Consider the following 19,672-nt stretch of genomic DNA (forward strand, 5'->3'; position numbering starts at 1 on the left):
CCGAATGCGTTAACGGGCCAGCAGGGCCGTAACCACAGAGTCCTGACGGGCTGCTTCGGAATTGTCATCCTGCTCCGGCGCAAATTCCAGTCCCAGCCACGCCAAAGCAGCTGCCAAAACCAGATTACGAACCAACACGACGAAATCCAACATCGCAATTCCCCAGAGCCAAATACGAATTGTGCCACGTCAAAACTCGGCACAGATGAATAATAATTCAAGTTTGCCTTTTCGACAATCGATAAATTCAGCCCGATCAAAGATTCTCTGAAAAGCTAAAATCATTAACGATTGGGCAGCAGCCTCGTGTCACGGTCAAATTCTGTGGGAGACGCCTGACATGACCGAGACCTTTGCCTTACTCGATCGCGAGCACCTCAAAGCAATGACCGGAGGCGACAATGATCTCGCCGTGGAAGTCATCGAAATCTTCCGGCATCAGGCCGAAATCTGGTCACGTATGCTGGATCCGCACGCCGAGGCGAGCCAATGGGCCGACGCCGCCCACACGCTCAAGGGCGCCAGCCTTGGTATTGGTGCCATCCTGTTGGCGTCGAAATGTGAAAAAGCCGAAAAAGCCGGCCGGTCAGAGACCCCGCCCAGCGTCACGGCCGCTGCAGTCATGATCAGCGATATCAAGGATGCGCTGGGGGACACGCTCGAAGAGGTCGCCCAGGTGCTTTACGAGTTTACGTCGTCGCCGCCACGCCGCGCGTCATAGCTGCCGAACTCATACGCAATGCAACGGTCAATCAAGGTCCGCCAGACCGGCTCGGCGATGGCCGGCGACAAGCCCGCGCCTTCGCAAGCAGCCTTAACCTTTGTCACGACATCTTCGATCCGCGCGCTGTCATGCACTTTCGACCGGTCCGGCTTGATACGCGCCGCAGCATCCATGAAGGATTGGCGCTCTGCCAGGATTTCGACGAGCAGACGATCAATCCGGTCGATCTCATAACGAACATCGGACATGGTTTCAGCCGTCTCGGATGAGTGACGTCGCTGATCGGAAGTGTAGGTGGTCATGCGGAATATGCCCTGTTGCCGAGAGGTTTGCGCATATATGACCCCAATCGCCACCGCAACAAAGCAGCTGCGACGAAGCGCCTCCAGACCACATGGACATGAAAAAGGGCCGCCCTTTCGAGCGGCCCCTGTTTTATGGGTTGAGCGCTGTCTAGCGTGTGCTGCGCCAGGATTCGAGGATCCGGGCGGCCCATTCGCGGCCACCCCAGCCAAAGGCGATGGCAAAGGCTGCGGCACCGCCGATGACAATCCATTTGGCCACTTCCAGAATGAACACGCCACCCGTAGGGTCGAGGCCCATGCGGGAGATGCCGAGGATCACGGCAAGCACGATGATGATCCATTTCATAACGCGTGCAGTGACATCCGTTGCCCCTGCCCCAGTGGAATCCATGGCCGAGCTCACAAGCTTGGCAATGAACACGCCTGCGAAGATGATCAGCGCGCCAAAGATGATCTGGACGCCCATATCGAGCACAACATTCATCGCATAGGTCAGCGACTCAATTCCCAGCGCGTTCAGCGCAGCCACCAGACCAAGCAGCACGATCAGGAACATCGCAACCCGGGCAATTACCGTGCTGGCAGTCAGCCCGCCATCTGCGCCCTTGAGCAGGCCAAGTTCGGAAACAGCCGAATCCACGCCTGTACCTGGCAGCGTCTTCAGCACCAGATTGGCAACAAATCGGCCGATCAGCACGAAGATTGCGAGGATCACGCCAGCGGCCAGTACATTCGGGATAATGCCGATAATGTCGGTCAGCAGCTCATTTGCCGGGGCGGAGATCGCCTCGATGGCCAGCACATCAAACGCCATGATAGCGCCGATGATCACCAGAACGGCGAATGCCACGGATGCCACAATGCCGGAGATGTTTACGCGTCCGGTCGCCAAGCCGAAGCGTTCCGGCATGCCGTCACCGAATACAAGTACGGCTTTCAGCGTCTCACGCACGACATTGGCAATAATGATGAAAATGCCGAAGATCAGTGCCGCACCGATGACATTTGGCAGATAGGACAGGATCGGATCGATCACGCCATGTAGCGCGCTCGAAATCTGCGTTGCGCCTGCGATCGCGAGCGCTTGCATCAAACCTATCAGGATCGTGACCCAGAATGCCGCTTGCGCAAGGCTGGTGCCAAGCGATTTGCTGTCACTGGTGGCCGTTGATGCGTTGGCTTTCTTGGCCAGACCTGTCCGGTCGATGGCTGCCGCAATCAGCCAGCGCACGATGAAAGCGCCGATGATGAAGGCAATCATGACCAAGGCGGCCTTGATCAGCTGTGGACCATAGGCCTGCGCCTGATCGACCGTATTTCGCCAGAATTCGTCCATTGAAGTTAGTCCCCTTTAGTTGTGTTGCGCCAGTTGAGGCTCAATCAGATACGCATTGGGGGAGCCCCTGGTTGCGCGTGCCGACAAATTTCGCTTGGAAAATGCCAGCCCAGCACATGCCCACCGCCTCCGTTTGTGTGCGCTCACCCACACTAGGGATTGAAGTCGATTTCGACCACGGAGCGCACCAAAGCGTACCGCTTTTGCTACCTCGGATCAAATGAACGTGAAATAACAAGGCATTGGGGAACCATTCAATCAGCCCCCCTTATGTACATAACCTGTGTTGTGACGCGTAATAAATACAACACATCGCGGAGGGTGGGGAGACGCCCCCCTGGCAGGCCGCGATAAGGGGACGACGCGAATGGGCAGGTGCAGAAACGCGCCTGCCCTTTTTCGTGAACCCGCACGTCAATTTCGCAAAAAACCCCGCAAAGGCATTCTCGACCGTTTTTCCGGTTGCGGTCACATGGGTCAAACGTTAATGTTACAAAATAACATGTATGGAGAGCTTCCCATGTCGCAAGACAAGTTCGCTTTGTCTGAAGCCTTCGGCCCGGATCATGCCGCAGCATATGACAATCAGTTTGAAGAATTGCAGGCCATCAAGGGGCTGCTGCATCTGATACTCGAAACCGGTTTGGGAAAACTGCCGGACAATGCACGCATTCTTGTCGCCGGGGCCGGGACCGGCGCTGAAGTCCGCTACCTCGCCACACGATTTCCCAAATGGCAGTTTGCGCTCATTGATCCTTCCAGCGCCATGTTGGATGTCGCTCGCCGGCATGCGGAGGCTGAAGGCTTCGCGGCGCGCTGCACGTTTCACAATGCTTATGTCTCGGAGGTCGAAGCATTCGACTTTGATGGCGCAACCAGTCTGCTCGTCTCGCACTTCCTGACCCAGGCAGACTCGCGGACCGCTTACTTCCGTTCCATCGCGGATCGCTTGCGCCCCGGTGCACCGCTCTTCAATGCCGACTTGTGCGCCAACATGAACGCGCCCGACTTCCCGATGGTGATGGAGCTTTGGCTGAACCTCTTGTCCCGTACGGGCATGACTCCGGAGGGTCGGGCTCACTACCAGCAGATGTTCGGCTCACAGTTTGCCTGCCACGGACCGGCAAAGGTTGAACACATGATGGAGAGTGCCGGATTTGCCCTGCCCGCACAGTGCATGCAGGCAGGACTTATCCGAGGCTGGCTGACCGCGAAGGCCTAGACTTCGAGCAGCATCCGCTCTGGGTCTTCCAGAGCTTCCTTGACGCGGACGAGGAAGGTCACGGCCTCCTTGCCATCCACGATCCGGTGGTCATAGGACAGCGCCAGATACATCATGGGGCGAATCTTGACTTCGCCATTGATGGCCACAGGGCGCTGTTCGATCCGGTGCATGCCAAGCACGCCGGACTGTGGGGGGTTCAGGATCGGGGTCGACATCAGCGAGCCATAGATCCCGCCATTGGAGATGGTGAACGTACCGCCCTGCATGTCGCCAATCGTCAGCGAGCCATCGCGGGCGCGTTTGCCAAGGTCTGCGATAGACTTCTCAATGCCAGCCAGAGACAGGTCATCGGAGTCGCGCACAACTGGCACAACAAGGCCCTTGTCGGTGCCGACCGCGACGCCGATGTCATAATAGTTCTTGTAGATAATGTCCGTGCCATCGATCTCGGCGTTCACCGCAGGCACTTCCTTCAGTGCGTTGACGCACGCTTTCACGAAGAAGCTCATGAAGCCCAGCTTGATGCCGTGTTTGGCAACGAAAGCTTCCTGATGCTTTTTCCGGAGGTCCATGATCGCGCCCATGTCGACATCATTGAATGTCGTCAGCATGGCCGCATTGTCCTGAGCCTCTTTCAGGCGGCGAGCGATTGTCTGGCGCAGGCGCGTCATGCGGACGCGCTCTTCCCGCGGACCCATGTCGCGCGGTGCCTTGGCTTCTGCCGGAGCCGAAGCAGCCTTCGGCGTGCTGTTCACATAATTCATCGCGTCAGCCTTTGTCGCGCGGCCATCACGGCCTGAGCCTGGAATATCAGCGGGGTTCACGCCGGCTTCTGATGAAATGCGGCGCACGGATGGAGAGACAGGGCGCTCGCCCGTTGCGGCAGGAGCCGATGTGGTGGCTGCAGGTTTCGACGCCGCCGGCGCAGCGGCCGCAGCCGACCCGCCCGCGCTGATGCGCGCAATAACAGATCCCGGCGTAACCGAGTCCCCCTCACCAACCAGCAGTTCGGCGACAATGCCGTCAGCGGGTGAAGGTACTTCCAGTGCAACCTTGTCGGTTTCGATCTCGGCGATTGTCTCGTCTTTCTTGACCGCATCGCCTGGTGCCTTGAGGAATGTAGACAGCGTGCCTTCGGCGACGCTTTCGCCCATGGTCGGCACTTCGACATCCATCAGTTCGCCCTTGTCGGCCTTGCCCGGAACGCCGCCCGGATCCTTCGGACCGCCATGTGCCGGCAGTGCCGCCGCAGCCGTTTCGGACTTCGCCGATGCGCCGGACCCACCACCAAGCTTGCCCAACAGCGCGCCGATTTCGACCGTGTCGCCTTCATTGGCGAGAATCTCGGACAAGACGCCGTCTTCGGTGGCGGAGACCTCGACAGACACTTTGTCTGTTTCGAGTTCGACAAGCACTTCATCTTTCTTCACAGCGTCGCCTTTGGCTTTCAGCCATTGGCCAACTGTGGCTTCGGTGATGCTCTCGCCGAGAGTAGGCACTGTGATATCGGTCATGAAATCAGTCCGTTTGTAATAAATCAGAATCAGGTGGCGACGATGTTGTCAGCTACAGGGTCTTTGCCAAGGGCTGTTGAGATCAGGGAATCCTGCTCAGCTTTGTGCTTGGACAGCAAACCTGTTGCCGTAGCAGCAGATGGCGGACGACCCGCATAGGACGGACGCGGAGAGGATGATCCAGCCTGGTTCGCACACCATTCCAGCTCGTCCCGAATGAATGTCCAGCCACCCATGTTGCGTGGCTCTTCCTGACACCAGACAATCTCGGCCTGCGGGAAGCGCTTCAACTCATGGATCAGCGACTTGCGTGGCACCGGATAGAATTGCTCGACGCGCAGCAGATAGACATCGTCCACACCGCTTTCCTCGCGCGCCTCGAACAGATCATAATAGACCTTGCCCGAACAGAGCACGACGCGGCGCACCTTGTTGTCCTTGACGAGTTTCACCTTGCCTTCACGGCCTGGCGTCTCGGCATCATCCCACAAGATGCGGTGGAAGGATGACTTCGTGCTCAGATCGTCCAGACTGGACGTTGCCAGCTTGTGACGCAGAAGGGATTTCGGCGTCATGATGATTAGCGGCTTGCGGAAGTCGCGATGGATCTGGCGGCGCAGGGCGTGGAAATAGTTCGCCGGCGTCGTCAAATTGCAGACTTGCCAATTGTCTTCCGCGCACATTTGCAGGAAGCGCTCGAGCCGGGCCGAGGAATGCTCCGGACCCTGACCTTCATAGCCATGCGGCAGGAGCAGGACCAGGCCCGACATGCGGAGCCATTTGCGCTCAGCCGACGAAATGAACTGGTCGAAGAAGACCTGCGCACCGTTCGAGAAGTCCCCGAACTGGGCTTCCCACATGGTCAGCGTGTTCGGGTCGGCCAGCGAATATCCGTACTCGTATCCGACAACAGCTTCTTCCGACAGAAGCGAGTCGATCACTTCGTAATGGGCCTGCTTGTCGTTGATATTGTTCAGCGGCGTGTAGCGATCACCATTGGTCTGGTCGATGATGTGGCTGTGGCGCTGGGAGAACGTCCCGCGACCGCAATCCTGACCGGACAGACGGACCGGGAAGCCCTCATCCAGCAAGGTCGCGAAAGCCAGATGCTCCGCCGTCGCCCAATCGAGCCCCTTCCCTTTTGAGATGGCCGTCGCCCGTGCATCAATGACGCGCGCAAGCGTGCGGTGAATGTCAACGCCCTCGGGCACTGTGGTGATGGTCTGACCAAGCGCTTGCAGGCGTTTCTTGGCCACGCCGGTCTTGCCACGGCGCTCGTCATCATCGGGCAGGCCGAGACCTTTCCACTCGCCGTCCAGCCAGTCTGCCTTCTTGGCTTCGAATGTCTTGCCGGCTTCGAATTCGCGGTCGAGATAGGCTTCGAAATCGACGACTTGCTGTTCGACCTGCTCAGCCGTCAGAATGCCTTCCTTGACGAGGCGTTCCGCATAGATCTCACGGGTCGAGGCATGACCTTTGATCTTGGTGTACATCACCGGTTGGGTGAACATGGGCTCGTCGCCCTCATTGTGCCCGAAGCGACGATAGCAGAACATGTCGATGACAACGTCCTTGCCGAATTTCTGGCGGTACTCGGTCGCGATCTTGGCCGCATAGGTGACCGCTTCCGGATCATCCCCATTGACGTGGAAGATCGGTGCCTGAACCATCAGGGCGACATCCGACGGGTACGGAGAAGACCGCGAATAGATAGGGCTTGTCGTAAAGCCGATCTGGTTGTTCACGATGAAGTGGATCGTCCCGCCTGTGCGATAGCCCGACAGGCCCGACAATGCGAAACATTCCGACACGACGCCCTGCCCCGCAAAGGCGGCGTCGCCGTGCAGCAGCAATGGCAGCACAGTCGAGCGGTCCAGCGTCCCGCTCTCACGATGCAGCATTTCCTGCTTGGAGCGCGACTTGCCCAGTACAACCGGATCCACCGCTTCCAGGTGGGACGGGTTGGCGTTCATCGAGAGGTGAACTTCATTGCCGTCGAACTCGCGGTCAGACGACGCGCCGAGATGGTATTTCACATCGCCCGAGCCAAACTCGCCCGCGCCTTGCGTGTTACCGCCCTGGAATTCGTGGAAGATCTGCTCGTAGGGCTTGCCCATCACAGCGGCCAACATGTTGAGGCGACCACGGTGCGGCATGCCGACAACGATCTCGCGCACGCCAAGCGCGCCGCCGCGCTTGATGATCTGTTCCAGCGCCGGCACCGCCGCTTCACCGCCATCAAGGCCAAAGCGCTTCGTGCCTGGATACCGTTTGTGCAGGAAGCGTTCGAAGGTTTCCGCTTCGATCAGCTTGGCGAGAATCGCCTTCTTGCCCTGATCCGTGAACGCAACGCCCTTGTCCGGGCCTTCGATCCGCTCCTGAAGCCAGGCCTTCTCTTCCGGATCGGAAATATGCATGAACTCGATGCCGATGGTCGAACAATAGGTCCGCTGCAGGATATCGAGCATCTCGCTGACCGTCGCATGGTCCAGACCAAGATAGCCATCGATGAAGATCTTGCGGCCCATGTCTTCTGCACCGAAGCCATAGCTGGCCGGGTCCAGTTCAGGCTGTTTTTCGGGCGTGTCGAGCGAAAGCGGGTCCAGCTGGGCGGCCAGGTGGCCGCGCATGCGGTAGGCCCGGATCATCATGATCGCGCGGATCGAATCCTTGACGTTCTGCGCGATTTCCTCGGCAGAGGCGCCCGGCTTGGCAGATTTCAGCTTTTTCTCGAGCTTCGGCTCGACCAGCGCCCAGTTGCCATCGAAAGCCGCGACCTGTTCGTCGCTGACCGGACGGGGCCAGTCGCCCCGTTTCCAGCTGGCGCCCCCGGCATTGCGCGCGGCGTCGCCCGAATCATCGCCCAATTCTGCAAAGAATTCGCGCCAGCTCTCAGGAACTGACGCGGGATTCTTCGCATATGCGGCCTGCATCTGCTCCAGCCACTGGGCCGAGCCGCCATACAGGAACGCTGTTTCCAGCATGGCGCTGTTACCTGCGCCGCGCGAGCCGTCTACCGGGCTGCCATCATCTGCCATTTTCAATCCGTCCTTTGGGACCTGTTCCCTGACATTAAGAAACAAAATACTTGCCCGGTTCCTACCGGGACTGAAGTTCTCCAGGACGGCCTGTGCGGGGACAGATGCTGGCCTCGCCAGACTGGCCCGGACGGGCCGTCCTGGCTTAGATGTATATCCGGGCGCTAACCCTTCAACACGTCGACCATGGTTGTCCCGAGACGTGCAGGTGACGGGGAAACGCGAATACCCGCCTCTTCCATCGCCGCAATCTTGCTCTCGGCATCGCCTTGGCCACCTGAAACGATAGCACCGGCATGGCCCATCGTGCGCCCCTTCGGCGCAGTCCGACCCGCAATAAAGCCGACCATCGGTTTTTTCCGGCCTTTTTTGGCTTCGTCGATCAGGAATTGCGCAGCTTCCTCTTCGGCACTGCCGCCAATTTCACCGATCATGATGATCGATTGGGTCTCATCATCGGACAGGAACATGTCCAGCACGTCGATGAACTCGGTGCCTTTGACCGGGTCACCGCCGATACCGACTGCAGATGTCTGGCCGAGGCCCGCCTGAGAGGTCTGGTACACGGCTTCATAGGTCAGCGTACCGGAGCGCGACACAACGCCAACAGTGCCCTTCTGGAAGATCTTGCCGGGCATGATGCCGATTTTGCACTGTTCCGGCGTCAACAGGCCGGGGCAGTTCGGACCGATCAGGCGTGACTTGGATTTTTCCAGTTTCGCCTTCACACGCACCATGTCGAGCACAGGAACGCCCTCGGTGATGCAGACGATCAGCGGGATTTCCGCATCGATGGCTTCTTCGATGGCGGCGGCGGCGCCGACTGGCGGCACGTAGATCACGGACGCATTGGCGCCGGTTGCCTTGGCGGCTTCACCGGCATTGGCGAAGATCGGCAGTTCGGTGCCGTTGTCAGCGGTCCATTTCTGGCCAGCCTTCTTCGGGTGCGTACCGGCAACCATTTGCGTGCCGTAATACTCCAGCGCCTGATTGGTGTGGAAAGAGCCCGTATTGCCGGTCAGGCCCTGGACGATGACTTTGGTATTCTTGTCGATGAGAATGGACATGTTTCCTTAGGCCTCTTTAACAGCGGCAACAATTTTCTGGGCGGCGTCGTCGAGGTCATCGGCGGGGATGACGTTCAGGCCGGAATTCTTGATGATTTCCTTGCCCATTTCGACGTTCGTACCTTCGAGGCGCACAACCAGCGGCACAGCGAGGTTGGTCTCTTTCACCGCGGCGATCACGCCCTCGGCGATGACGTCGCACTTCATGATGCCGCCAAAGATGTTCACGAGGATGCCCTTCACGTTCGGGTCCTTCATGATGATCTTGAAGGCCGCAGCGACCTTCTCGGCGTTTGCACCGCCGCCAACGTCACAGAAGTTGGCTGGCTCTTCACCGTACAGCTTGATGATGTCCATCGTCGCCATGGCGAGGCCCGCGCCGTTGACCATGCAACCGATCGTGCCGTCGAGGGCGATATAGGCGAGGTCCCATTCGGAGGCCTCGATCTCTTTTTCGTCTTCCTCGGTCGTGTCCCGCAGCTCGACAATGTCAGGGTGGCGGAACAGGGCGTTGCCGTCAAAGCTGACCTTGGCGTCGAGCACGCGCAGACGGCCATTTTCCATGACGATCAGCGGGTTGATCTCGAGCATCGCCATGTCCTTCTCGATGAAGGCCTTGTAGAGGATCGGGAAGAGCTTCATGCCGTCTTCGCGGGCCGCACCGTCCAGCTTCAGCGCGTCGCAGAGCTGCGCCGCATCGGCTTCGGTCACACCAGCCGTCGGGTCGATTGGCAGGGTGAGGATTTTCTCAGGCGTCTCGTGCGCAACTTCCTCGATGTCCATGCCGCCTTCGGTGGAGGCAACAAAGGCCGGGCGGCCTGTGGCGCGGTCGACCAGAAGGGAGAGATAGAGTTCGCGGTCAATGTCGGCGCCGTCTTCGATGTAGAGGCGGTTGACCTGTTTGCCAGCATCGCTGGTCTGCGCTGTGACGAGGTGATTGCCCAGCATCGCCTTGGCGTGCTCCAGAACGTCTTCCTTGGAGAAGGCGAGGCGAACACCGCCCTTTTCGCCAGCTGCGGCTTCGATGAACTTGCCCTTGCCGCGTCCACCGGCATGAATTTGGGACTTCACGACCCAGAGCGGCCCCGGCAGCGTATCGACCGCCTTTTGCACATCATCGAGAGAAAGAACGGGTACGCCTTCTGCCACTGGAGCGCCGAAAGATTTCAGCACGGCCTTGGCCTGGTATTCGTGTATGTTCATGGAAACTTGCCTTGTCTGCCCTGGCTTGCGGAAAGAGCCGGCACAAGCCGGCCCGTTTGATCGTCCGCGCTATATAACAGTCTTGGCAGGCCCGTAAACCAGCTGAGTACTCAAGTCTGGACTCAGGTTTCGGCTTCCCGGTCCGGATTGCGCGGATCGAGTTCCACGCTGGCCAGAGGCGTTGGCAGGATCGGGCTCCAATCCTCTTGCTGGTGCTCTTCCGGAGCTGCCCTTGCGGAAACCCGCCAGACCATGATCAACGCCAACAGGATGAGCAACAAGCCAGATAGACCGAACAGGCCTGTCGCACCTGCACCGCGCATGGCGATACCCGACAATAGTGGCCCCACAATTGATCCACCGGCCCAAATGAAAAGCAGACCGGACATGACCTGCGGAATCTTTCCCTTGGGGGTTCGGTCAATGGCGTGGGCCACGCATAATCCAAAAAACGTCAACGCACCGGCGCCCCACACGACCAGCACCATCATCACGCCAACCTCTCCGAGGCTGCGTCCGAATATCGCGATCACCATCGCAGCCATGCCCGAAATGGCGCACAATACCGCGATCACCAATCGGCGCTCGATTCGGTCGGACAACCGCCCTGCAGGCCATTGAATGATGAAGCCGCCCAGCCACGCAGCCGCCAGGGCGGTTGCGGCAGCCGCCGTCCCTCCCCCGCCAATGGAGAAGCTTTCAAAATAGATCGGCAGCAAAGCGAGCGTACCGGTATTGATCACGCCCGCCAGCATCACCCCGATGACAGCCGCCGGAGCCAGTTTGTACAGGCGCCCAATCGGCATTGCCTTGCGATCCGGCGCTTCCGGCTGTTCCTGCTGTGTGAGGCAGATCGGCACGAGCGCCAAGGTCAGAAACAATGCGGCCCAGCTATAGGCGCGGCTGTCGAGCGGCGACAGGCCCGCCACGAAGAACGGACCAATCATCAGCGAGAGTTTCGCGCCCATGTGATACAGGCCCATGACATTGCCGCGCGACTTGTCCGGCACGGCCTGACCCAACCAGCTCTCCACGCTCGTGAACATATAGGCAAAACTGACACCCTGTACGATGCGTACGATGGCCCAGAAGCCGGGCTCATACCACAGGGACAAGGCAATGGACCCCGCCGAAGTGACTGCTGCGGCAGCCGCGAACAGGCGGATGTTGCCAAAGGAGGCAAGCGCTGCAGGTGCGGTCCATGCCCCCAGCATGAAGCCCGTCGCATAGAGCGCGGCGATGCCACCGATGAATTGGGGCGCCGTGCCCAGCGCTTCGAGCCCAAGCGGGGTCAACATGCTCAACAAGCCGCCCGCAATTTGCAGGATCATCACCGCCAGGATGAGGGCGAAGACATTGCGGGTATCGGTCATAATCTACAGGCGGCCTTTCCGTTGCCGCGTGGCATAGCTACCGGAATTGGGCGGTTGTTTGACGAACCGTCTCGCCTGCGGCGTTTTTTATCTCAAGATCGACAGACCCAGCGGCCCAATCAATGCCGATTGCACCATAATTGTCCTGCGAATAACCTTCGCGGACCTGTGCTGAGTCCATCTCGTCCGTCGTATCCTGGAACGACACATTCAGCGATGACGCCGTCAGCTCATAGGCCGGGTATGGCAGCGCCGTCTCACTGCGATAGAGGAAGGATGCGTGCCGGTCGCCTGACACGAACACCACGCCGTTCGCACCTGTCTCACTGATCAGACTGTAGAGGCGCTGCTGTTCGGCTGGCAGGCGCGACCAGCTTTCCCAGCCATGCCCATCGGTCGGCAAGACCTGGATCGACGAGACGATCAGGCGCAAATCCGCCGGCTTTTGCAACTGGTTCTCCAGCCAGGTCCACTGGTCATTGCCCAGCATGTCCTGATTGGGATCGGAAGACTGGATATAACGCTCCTTGCCGGTCACGCCATACTCGTCTGTCGCGGTCAGCGGCGACCGGAAGAAGCGGGTATCCAGCATGATGATCTGGGTGCGCTGGCCTTCCGGGCCAAAGCTGCGCGCATAATAGGTGCCGGGCCAGGCGCCGACATCCATGTTCTCGATCCCCCAGAAGCGTTCGTGCACGCGCTCGGCAAGACGACGGAACGGAAATTCTCGGCCCGCATCATTGGCGCCATAGTCATGGTCGTCCCATGCCACCATCATCGGATGCCTTGCCCGCACGGCCTGAAAGTCGCTACGGGCGGCGAGATCGGCAAAACTCTCGCGAAGTTCGTCGAGTTCAGCCTGGTTGGTGGCATAGCTCATGCCGTCCTTGTCGCCATAGACATTGTCGCCAATCATCAGGAAAAGGTCCGCGTCTTCGGCGGCGATGCGCTGCAATGTATCGGACGGTCCGGCTTCTTCCTCATCATGACAAGAGCCAACCAGCACGCGCGACAGGACAGAGTCTTTCGAAGGCAGCGGCAATCCGGCGGGCGCGGTCGGATAAAACTCTTCCGGCAATGTGCGGTAATAGGCGTCGAGCGCGTCTTCGGCACTCTGCGGCGCGCGCGTTATGCCCGGAATGGTGATCGGCCCCGGCGCCTGACACGCCGCGAGCCCTGCAACGACAATCGCACTGACAATACGTTTCATTCTACCCCTCCAAGGTACCTCTACCTGCAATAGGTGTAGCGGTCTTTGGAGGGGTCGGTAAGAGGCTTATTCCGGTCAAACGCCGAAGAAGATCGACCACATCATGCGGCCCGGCAGGAAGGCAAACAGGCCGGCAACCAACATGCCCCCTGTGAACATTCCGGTCATTTCCTTGCGGTGCTTCGCAATGTCCTTTCGGCGCGCTGCAGCGATGCCCATGGGCAGGCCGATGATTGTCCAGGCTGACAGGCCATGGATCCAACTGAAGCTGTTGCCATTGAGGCCTGTCAGGAAGAAGGAACTGATCGCCGTGATCGCCATCGCCACAACCCAGGCATAGCCAAGCCGCTTGTGCAGCCCCCTGCCCTTCACGCCCATCATCAAAGCCGTGCCGATACCAAACGCGCTGAGCGCTCCCGCCAGGTGCATTTTTAGCACGACCGGCGACTCGACCAGACGCGCGGCATCCAGCCTGAACCGGATCGGAGGATTGTCCGCGCTTTTCAGGATCATCCAGCTGATCACCGCATAGGCGGCAAGGCCGATCAGGATCACGGTGCGGTTGCTGGGCCGTCCCAGCGACAGGCGGGGCAGTCCGGATGGCAGGGCAAAGGCAGGGCTTTTCATGGCAGGTCTCCTTGGCGACAGGCTTAGCGCAGCGTGACTGTGTGGACGGCGCCATCGGTCGGCAGGGCGAACGCGGCATCGCCGAAGCTTGGCGGGCCAAAGCGAACCGGCGCGTCATTGGAGAAACCATAGGGTTCTGTCGGAATACCGAAGTTTCCACGCGCCAGTTCGCCGTCGCCATCTACGTCGTGAAACAGCTTCACACCGTATGTGCCGGGCTCCAGCCCTTCGAAGACGACGGAATCAGCGCCTTCTGAAACGTCGACACTGTCCGCCGCAACAGCGTCATTCCCGGACCAGCCGCCTGCGTCGAAGATCGCAATGCGCAGCGCCCCGGTATTCTCGCCGACATTCTCCACCTTGAGTGTCAGGTCAGCGGCAGACGCCGAAACAGGCACAATGGCAATGGCGGCCAGGATCGATACGAGTGTGTGGTTGATGTTCATTTGATGTCTCCATAGTGTGGGGGCGGTCGCCCCGTGGCGGGTGATGAAGACAGGGTGTGGCGCGGGCCGGATCGGCGCTACGCAGATTGCGCGGACGGGCTGGAATCCTTCGCCAAATACCTGCAAACCCATTCACGAAGCGCGAAATGCACGGGATGACACGATGGCATCAGCCCTGAAGGATATTGGAAAAACACTCGGCATAGTCACCCTGCTGGCGGCTGGCTTCACATGGTTCGGAGTCTATGGCACCGGCGGCTCACTCAAACTCCGATTCCTGATGTGGTTCGTCACAATGCTGGTCGGGTCGGTCGCATCCTATTGGGTCGTACCCTTTGTCTTCCAAACGCACATGAAGACGTCCCACCCGGCCCTGAGAATTGTGGCCGCGGCCGTCCTGCTTGCAATTCCGGTCACGATCTCACTCTGTATTTTCCTGGCTTTTCTGGGCGCGTCCATTTCCCTGGCGCAAATCCCCATCCAATTCGCCTATGTGCTGGCGATCTCGCTCGTCATCACGACGGGTGGTTTCCTCATTGATCGGGCCCGCCAACTGGCCGAGCTGGAAGACGCCGAACCGGAAGACCGGGTCGCGGGCTTCCTGTCGCGCCTGCCAGTGCGATATCGGGGGGCAGATCTTTGGGCCATCTCCTCGGAAGATCACTATCTGCGCGTTCATACAGACCGGGGAGAAGAACTGATCCTGATGCGGCTGGCCGATGCGATGCGAGAACTGGGCGAAGACAACGGCCTGCAGACTCATCGCTCATGGTGGGTCTCGCACAATGGCGTCGCCGATACGCGGCGCACCAATGGCAAACTGGTTCTCATCCTAAAATCCGGTCAGGAAGCACCGGTTTCGCGTACCTTCCAGCCGAATGTCCGGGCTGCAGGCCTCGCCTAGCCCTTTCCGGTGCCTCGGCGTTTGTTGCAAATGGCATGGGCAAGACGGAGATTGCTGATCTCGTCCGACCCCTCATGCGCGCGCGGTATGATATGGTCGAATGTCGGCCGCCATTTCTTCCAGAGCGTGGAATGCGCCACATCGGCCCGGCTGGGGGGCATGGGCTTTCCACACAGGGCGCAGAGGCCGTCCTGATCTTGCCAAAGTTGCCGAAATCGCGGCGTGTCCGGCGGGGAAAAGGACTGGCTCACAGACCGTCTGGAACAGGCCAGCCACGCCGGGCGCAGGCGGCCAGCACCGTGTTGCGCAACAGGCAGGCAATGGTCATGGGCCCGACCCCGCCCGGCACGGGCGTGATGTGACCCGCAACTTCCGCGCTGGCGGCATAGTCGGCATCGCCCACCAGACGGGTCTTCCCCTCGCCCTTTTCGGGCGCGTCGATCCGGTTGATCCCGACATCGATAATGGTCGCGCCCGGCTTCACCCAATCGGCCTTGACCATTTGCGGACGTCCGACGGCAGGCACGAGAATGTCGGCCTCGCGGCACATGGCCGGCAGGTCCTTTGTGCGGCTGTGCGCGATGGTGACCGTGCAGTTCTCGGCCAGGAACAATAGCGCGGCCGGCTTGCCGACGAGAATAGAGCGACCAATCACGACGACATGTTTGCCGGAGAGGTCACTGCCCAGCGCGCGCTTGGCCAGGATCACACAGCCGGTCGGTGTGCACGGGCGCAGGCCCGGCTTGCCGAGCGTCAGGCGACCAGCAGACACTTCGGTCAGTCCGTCGACATCCTTGTCGGGGTCGATCTTCTCGATCGCCGCATCAGCATCGAGACCCTTGGGCAGCGGCAACTGCAGCAGGATGCCATCGACGCTTTGATCGGCATTCAGGGTTGCAATCAGGGTCTCGACATCGGCCTGGCTGGCCGTATCCGGCAGGCGGTGGTGCACGGAGACCATGCCAACCTCTTCGGTCTGGCGCACCTTGTTGCGCACATAGACCTGGCTCGCAGGGTCTTCCCCCACTAGGACCACAGCTAGTGAAGGCTGTCCGGGCAATTGGCTGACCGCCTTTGCCACGTCTGCGCGGACATCTGCCGCAACCGATTTTCCGTCAATTACCTGCGCGCTCATTGCCCTGATCCCCGGCCAGTTTCGCCGCCAGATCGGGCGGCCCGTCAATGTCGAGGCCTTTTAACCGGTTCTTTGGGCCCGTCACCACCCTGACCGCAGACTTTGGCACGCCCAGCCATTTCGCGATCAGTTTTTCAACCGCCGCATTGGCCTTTCCGCCTTCCGGCACGGCGCGCACACGAACCTTCAAATAGGTCCGGCCCGCAGCGTCTGTTTCCCATGTTTCGACCCGGTCGGCCGAGGCGTTCGGCTGAACGCGAACGATCAGCCTGTGCATGCGATCAGAACGGGACGATGCCGTAGCCGTAGCGCGCGATCACACGCTCGAGGAAGAAAATGATCAGCAGAACCACCATAGGCGTCAGGTCCAGCCCACCCATGGGCGGCAAGATATTGCGGATCGGGCGGTAAACCGGCTCGGTAATACGCTGCAATCCACCCCAGACACTGCGTACGGTGGGGTTCTGGAGGCTCAGCACATTGAAACCGACCAGCCAGGACAAGACAGCCTGAATGATGATGATGAATGTGGCGATCCGCAGAACGACCATGATGAGATCAAGAATGGCGGCCATGGGGCAACGCTCCGATTTTTCTGTTGTTGCCTTCACTTAGGGTGATGCCCCTAGCTTGTGCAAGGCGTTCTCTCTAGCTTTGCCAGTTGGGAACACATTCCGTTTGGCAAGGCGGGCAAACACAAACAATTATAACAATTGCCGAGGGAGCCCGCTTGCATGACAGATCCGGACAGGCCGCTGCTTCCGCTCACCGGGGTCCAGAAAGCGATGATCGGCATTGCCATGGTGGCCATGGGCGCCGGCATGAGCATCAACTTCGTGGTCGTTGCCCCCCTCGCCCGCAAGGCTGGCCTGACCGAAATTCAGGTCGCGGGTATCCTGACCCTGTCTGCGGCCGTCTATGCGCTGCTCATTCCAACCTGGGGCCGGCTGGCTGACCGGTTCGGCCGCAAACGCGTCATGGTCTTCTCGCTGGCGGCCATGGGCCTGACCAACATGATCTTCGTGTTCGCCCTGAGCGCCGCGCTGGCAGGAGTCCTGACCGGGCTGACCGCCTTTTTCACACTTGTCTTCGTGCGCCTCTGGTTCGGCCTGTTGTCGCCCGGTCTGCAACCAGCCGCCATGGCCGCGATGACGGACGCCACCACGCCGCTCGACCGGGCCGGCGGACTCGGCATGCTTGGCGCCTGTATGAGCATCGGATCCATCCTCGGCCCGGCAGGTGCCACCGTGCTCGCCCCGTTTGGGGCGCTGATGCCGATCTGGGGGACTATCGCCTTCAATCTGATCGTAGCGCTTGTTCTGGCAGTGGTTCTGCCCCCGACCAGGCCGCGCCCGAAATCAGCCAAACGCCCCACCCCACTCGCGGTGCGCGACCCGCGCGTCTTCCCGCACCTGCTTTTCCTGTTCACCTATTTCATCGGAATCGGAATCGTACAGCAGACGATCAGCTGGTTCATCGAAGATCGCTACCAGTTTGTGGACACAGCCAGCCGCTCTGCTGGCGAAGCCGTCGTGCTTCATTCAGGGATTGCCTTCGCCTGCATCGCCGCGGGCATGATCATGGTGCAGTTCGGCTTTGTTCAGCCGCGCAAACCCGATCCGCGACGCATCCTGCCCATCGGCCTCGCCATTGTGGCCATGGGCTATGTTTCAGCCGACCTCTTCTTCCCGTTCTGGTCGCTCGCACTCAGCTTCTTTGCTGTTGGGTGTGGTGCGGCGCTGGCCGTGCCCGCCGCCAATGCGCTGGGCAGCCTTTCGGTCTCTCGCGAGGAGCAAGGCTCAGCGGCAGCGCTGCTCGCGGCAGCGCCCCCGGCCGGCTTCATCTTCGGCCCCCTTATCGGGGCTATGCTGTACTCATTCATGCCGGAACTCCCGCTCTACGTATCGGCAGGCCTGGTCGGCACACTCGCCGTCTATGCCGTGATCGTGACGTCGAAACGCCCGCTTACACCATCGTGAAAGCATTGAGCTTGTTGCCATCCGGATCCCGGAAGTAAGCGGCATAGAACCCTTCATCGCCACGCGGTCCGGGTGCGCCTTCATCACTGCCGCCATTTGCCAGCGCGATCTCATACAGCTTGTGCACCTGATCCTTGTCCCTGGCCTGCAGCGCCACCATCGTGCCATTGCCGACAGTGGCAGGCTGTTTGTCGAATGGCAGGGTCGCCGCCACGCCTGCTGCACCGCCGGGCGTGCCCCAGGCGATGAATGTGTCGAAATCCATCATCCGCCCAGTGCCCATCTCGGCCGCAATGGCATCATAGAATTTCGCCGCGCGCTGCAGGTCTGACGTCCCGACTGTTACATACCCGATCATAAGTCCCTCCCATCAATTGGACAGAATGGAACATAACATGAACAATCGGGAGCGACAAGCCTTTACATGGCCGAGATGCCACCATCCACTTTCAGCTCGATTCCGGTGACGAGCTTCGACTCATCCGATGCGAGATAGAGCACCGCATAGGCGATATCGTCCGGCTCACCGACCTTGCCGAGCGGGATCTGGCGACCGAGCTTGGCGAGCGCTTCTTCCTCGCCGAACATTTCCTTCGTCCGATCCAGGATCGGCGTATTGATGAAGACCGGATGCACCGAGTTACAGCGGATCTGGCCGCCCTTGGCGCAATGCAACGCGATGGATTTCGAGATATGCCGCACGGCCGCCTTGGCGGTGTTGTAGGAGACGTAGTTCGCACTCGCGATGATACCGGCAATGGACGAGATGTTGATGATCGAACCAAGCCCGTGCGCGCGCATCAGCGGAATGGCGTACTTGCAGCCGAGAAAAATGGAATCGACATCGACGGTCTGCACCTTCTTGAACATGTCGTAGTTTTCGTCTTCGACCGAGCCGAGCGAACCGATGCCGGCATTGTTGACCAGCACGTTCAGGCCGCCCATCGCATCATGCGCCGCTTGCAGCACTTCCTGCCATTGCGCCTCATTGGTCACGTCATGCTGCCAGGCAAAGGCCGTGCCTGCGCCATGTTCGTCATTGATCGAGGCGGCGACAGCTTCGGCCCCTGCCCCGTTCACATCCGTGACGGTCACCTTGGCGCCTTCGCGAGCCATCATGCGAGCCGTTGCCTCGCCCAGCCCCTGCGCACCGCCGGTGATAAATGCCTTCTTGCCCTGTACGCGACCCATGCCTGTCTCCTCCACTGTTTCAGGTTTTCCTACCCGTAACAGTGCACTCGAAACCGGGCCAGCTTGACCTTGGGAGAAGCGACAGTCCTGCCAGGAGGATCAGGAAAGTTTCGCTGCCAGTTCGTCCATGAACCGGGCCAGTTCAACGTCCTTTTCAGACACACCGTCCACATCATGCGTCGTCAGCGTAACCTCGACCTTGTTGTAGACATTGAACCATTCAGGATGATGGTCCATCTGCTCGGCTTTCAGTGCGACAGCCGACATGAAGCTCCAGGCCGTCTTGAAATCGGCCAGCTTGAACGTCTTCTCGATCGTGTCGCGATCGCCGGCACCTTTTGCCCAGCCGTCCAGTTTTGAGAGCGCTGCATCTGCGCCAATCCTGTCTGTCATAG

General features: G+C 59.9%; 22 protein-coding genes. 4 read left to right on the forward strand and 18 right to left on the reverse strand.

All coding sequences use genetic code 11. The features are described 5' to 3' along the window. Window positions 1-9: 9 nt before the first annotated feature. Window positions 10-153: a hypothetical protein gene (locus tag CFA77_RS14760; protein WP_156947764.1), complete on the reverse strand. Its 144-nt coding sequence runs from the start codon at window positions 151-153 to the stop codon at window positions 10-12. 187 nt (window positions 154-340) lie between these two features. Between CFA77_RS14760 and CFA77_RS14765 the strand changes: the two genes are divergently transcribed. Continuing rightward, entirely contained in the window at window positions 341-721 is a 381-nt protein-coding gene (locus tag CFA77_RS14765) for an Hpt domain-containing protein (protein WP_206991339.1), read from the forward strand. Here the strand turns inward: CFA77_RS14765 and CFA77_RS14770 are convergent. Beyond that, window positions 682-1,026, reverse strand: a complete 345-nt coding sequence (locus CFA77_RS14770) for a chorismate mutase (RefSeq protein ID WP_051607406.1) — start codon at window positions 1,024-1,026, stop codon at window positions 682-684. The two genes, CFA77_RS14765 and CFA77_RS14770, sit on opposite strands and share 40 nt — an antisense overlap. 151 nt (window positions 1,027-1,177) lie before the next feature. After that, window positions 1,178-2,365 carry a mechanosensitive ion channel gene (locus CFA77_RS14775; protein WP_034810502.1) on the reverse strand — a complete coding sequence of 396 codons (1,188 nt, stop codon included), beginning with the start codon at window positions 2,363-2,365 and terminating at the stop codon, window positions 1,178-1,180. Between the two features lie 520 nt (window positions 2,366-2,885). Here CFA77_RS14775 and CFA77_RS14780 point away from each other — a divergent pair. After that, a complete protein-coding gene (locus CFA77_RS14780; RefSeq protein WP_206991340.1) occupies window positions 2,886-3,587 on the forward strand; it encodes a class I SAM-dependent methyltransferase in 702 nt (233 codons plus the stop codon). Here CFA77_RS14780 and odhB read toward each other — a convergent pair. From odhB to CFA77_RS14820, 8 genes are all read right to left on the reverse strand, one after another. Then, window positions 3,584-5,104, reverse strand: coding sequence for a 2-oxoglutarate dehydrogenase complex dihydrolipoyllysine-residue succinyltransferase (odhB, locus tag CFA77_RS14785; protein ID WP_206991341.1), 1,521 nt, complete (start codon window positions 5,102-5,104; stop codon window positions 3,584-3,586). The genes CFA77_RS14780 and odhB overlap by 4 nt on opposite strands. Before the next feature lie 29 nt (window positions 5,105-5,133). Next, complete coding sequence (locus CFA77_RS14790; protein WP_206991342.1) at window positions 5,134-8,142, reverse strand: 2-oxoglutarate dehydrogenase E1 component; 3,009 nt, start codon at window positions 8,140-8,142, stop codon at window positions 5,134-5,136. 164 nt (window positions 8,143-8,306) lie between these two features. After that, a complete protein-coding gene (gene sucD, locus CFA77_RS14795; RefSeq protein WP_034810499.1) occupies window positions 8,307-9,209 on the reverse strand; it encodes a succinate--CoA ligase subunit alpha in 903 nt (300 codons plus the stop codon). Window positions 9,210-9,215: 6 nt separating this feature from the next. Further along, window positions 9,216-10,412: an ADP-forming succinate--CoA ligase subunit beta gene (sucC, locus tag CFA77_RS14800; protein WP_206991343.1), complete on the reverse strand. Its 1,197-nt coding sequence runs from the start codon at window positions 10,410-10,412 to the stop codon at window positions 9,216-9,218. A gap of 122 nt (window positions 10,413-10,534) precedes the next feature. Next, window positions 10,535-11,785: an MFS transporter gene (locus CFA77_RS14805; RefSeq protein ID WP_206991344.1), complete on the reverse strand. Its 1,251-nt coding sequence runs from the start codon at window positions 11,783-11,785 to the stop codon at window positions 10,535-10,537. 37 nt (window positions 11,786-11,822) lie between these two features. Continuing rightward, window positions 11,823-12,995 (reverse strand): alkaline phosphatase D family protein, encoded by a 1,173-nt coding sequence (locus tag CFA77_RS14810; protein ID WP_206991345.1) that lies wholly within the window; start codon window positions 12,993-12,995, stop codon window positions 11,823-11,825. 75 nt (window positions 12,996-13,070) lie between these two features. After that, on the reverse strand, window positions 13,071-13,622 hold the full coding sequence (locus tag CFA77_RS14815) for a DUF2306 domain-containing protein (protein ID WP_242517394.1): 552 nt from the start codon (window positions 13,620-13,622) through the stop codon (window positions 13,071-13,073). A 23-nt stretch (window positions 13,623-13,645) separates the two neighbouring features. Then, window positions 13,646-14,068: a DUF2141 domain-containing protein gene (locus CFA77_RS14820; RefSeq protein ID WP_206991346.1), complete on the reverse strand. Its 423-nt coding sequence runs from the start codon at window positions 14,066-14,068 to the stop codon at window positions 13,646-13,648. 163 nt (window positions 14,069-14,231) lie between these two features. Here CFA77_RS14820 and CFA77_RS14825 point away from each other — a divergent pair, with 163 nt between their 5' ends. Further along, window positions 14,232-14,972 carry a LytTR family DNA-binding domain-containing protein gene (locus CFA77_RS14825; RefSeq protein WP_206991347.1) on the forward strand — a complete coding sequence of 247 codons (741 nt, stop codon included), beginning with the start codon at window positions 14,232-14,234 and terminating at the stop codon, window positions 14,970-14,972. Here the strand turns inward: CFA77_RS14825 and CFA77_RS17160 are convergent. The 4 genes from CFA77_RS17160 to CFA77_RS14845 all read right to left on the reverse strand — a co-directional run bounded on the left by CFA77_RS17160 (window position 14,969) and on the right by CFA77_RS14845 (window position 16,682). Further along, window positions 14,969-15,133: an HNH endonuclease gene (locus tag CFA77_RS17160; RefSeq protein ID WP_242517395.1), complete on the reverse strand. Its 165-nt coding sequence runs from the start codon at window positions 15,131-15,133 to the stop codon at window positions 14,969-14,971. The genes CFA77_RS14825 and CFA77_RS17160 overlap by 4 nt on opposite strands. A gap of 86 nt (window positions 15,134-15,219) precedes the next feature. Then, window positions 15,220-16,107, reverse strand: a complete 888-nt coding sequence (gene folD / locus CFA77_RS14835) for a bifunctional methylenetetrahydrofolate dehydrogenase/methenyltetrahydrofolate cyclohydrolase FolD (RefSeq protein WP_206991349.1) — start codon at window positions 16,105-16,107, stop codon at window positions 15,220-15,222. Then, a complete protein-coding gene (locus CFA77_RS14840) occupies window positions 16,088-16,384 on the reverse strand; it encodes a DUF167 family protein (protein ID WP_206991350.1) in 297 nt (98 codons plus the stop codon). Before CFA77_RS14840 ends, folD begins: the two co-directional genes overlap by 20 nt. A 4-nt stretch (window positions 16,385-16,388) precedes the next feature. After that, window positions 16,389-16,682, reverse strand: a complete 294-nt coding sequence (locus CFA77_RS14845; RefSeq protein ID WP_034810489.1) for a YggT family protein — start codon at window positions 16,680-16,682, stop codon at window positions 16,389-16,391. A 159-nt stretch (window positions 16,683-16,841) separates the two neighbouring features. On the opposite strand from CFA77_RS14845, the gene CFA77_RS14850 reads away from it, so the two are divergent. Next, window positions 16,842-18,086 carry an MFS transporter gene (locus CFA77_RS14850; RefSeq protein WP_242517396.1) on the forward strand — a complete coding sequence of 415 codons (1,245 nt, stop codon included), beginning with the start codon at window positions 16,842-16,844 and terminating at the stop codon, window positions 18,084-18,086. Here the strand turns inward: CFA77_RS14850 and CFA77_RS14855 are convergent. The 3 genes from CFA77_RS14855 to CFA77_RS14865 form a co-directional block, all read right to left on the reverse strand. Continuing rightward, window positions 18,073-18,444 carry a VOC family protein gene (locus CFA77_RS14855; RefSeq protein ID WP_034810488.1) on the reverse strand — a complete coding sequence of 124 codons (372 nt, stop codon included), beginning with the start codon at window positions 18,442-18,444 and terminating at the stop codon, window positions 18,073-18,075. The two genes, CFA77_RS14850 and CFA77_RS14855, sit on opposite strands and share 14 nt — an antisense overlap. Before the next feature lie 62 nt (window positions 18,445-18,506). Continuing rightward, window positions 18,507-19,277, reverse strand: coding sequence for an SDR family oxidoreductase (locus tag CFA77_RS14860; protein ID WP_206991351.1), 771 nt, complete (start codon window positions 19,275-19,277; stop codon window positions 18,507-18,509). Between the two features lie 99 nt (window positions 19,278-19,376). Beyond that, window positions 19,377-19,670, reverse strand: coding sequence for a 4a-hydroxytetrahydrobiopterin dehydratase (locus tag CFA77_RS14865; RefSeq protein WP_206991352.1), 294 nt, complete (start codon window positions 19,668-19,670; stop codon window positions 19,377-19,379). Window positions 19,671-19,672: the final 2 nt, after the last annotated feature.

The sequence above is a fragment of the Hyphomonas sp. KY3 genome, assembly GCF_017309975.1.
Lineage (GTDB): Bacteria > Pseudomonadota > Alphaproteobacteria > Caulobacterales > Hyphomonadaceae > Hyphomonas.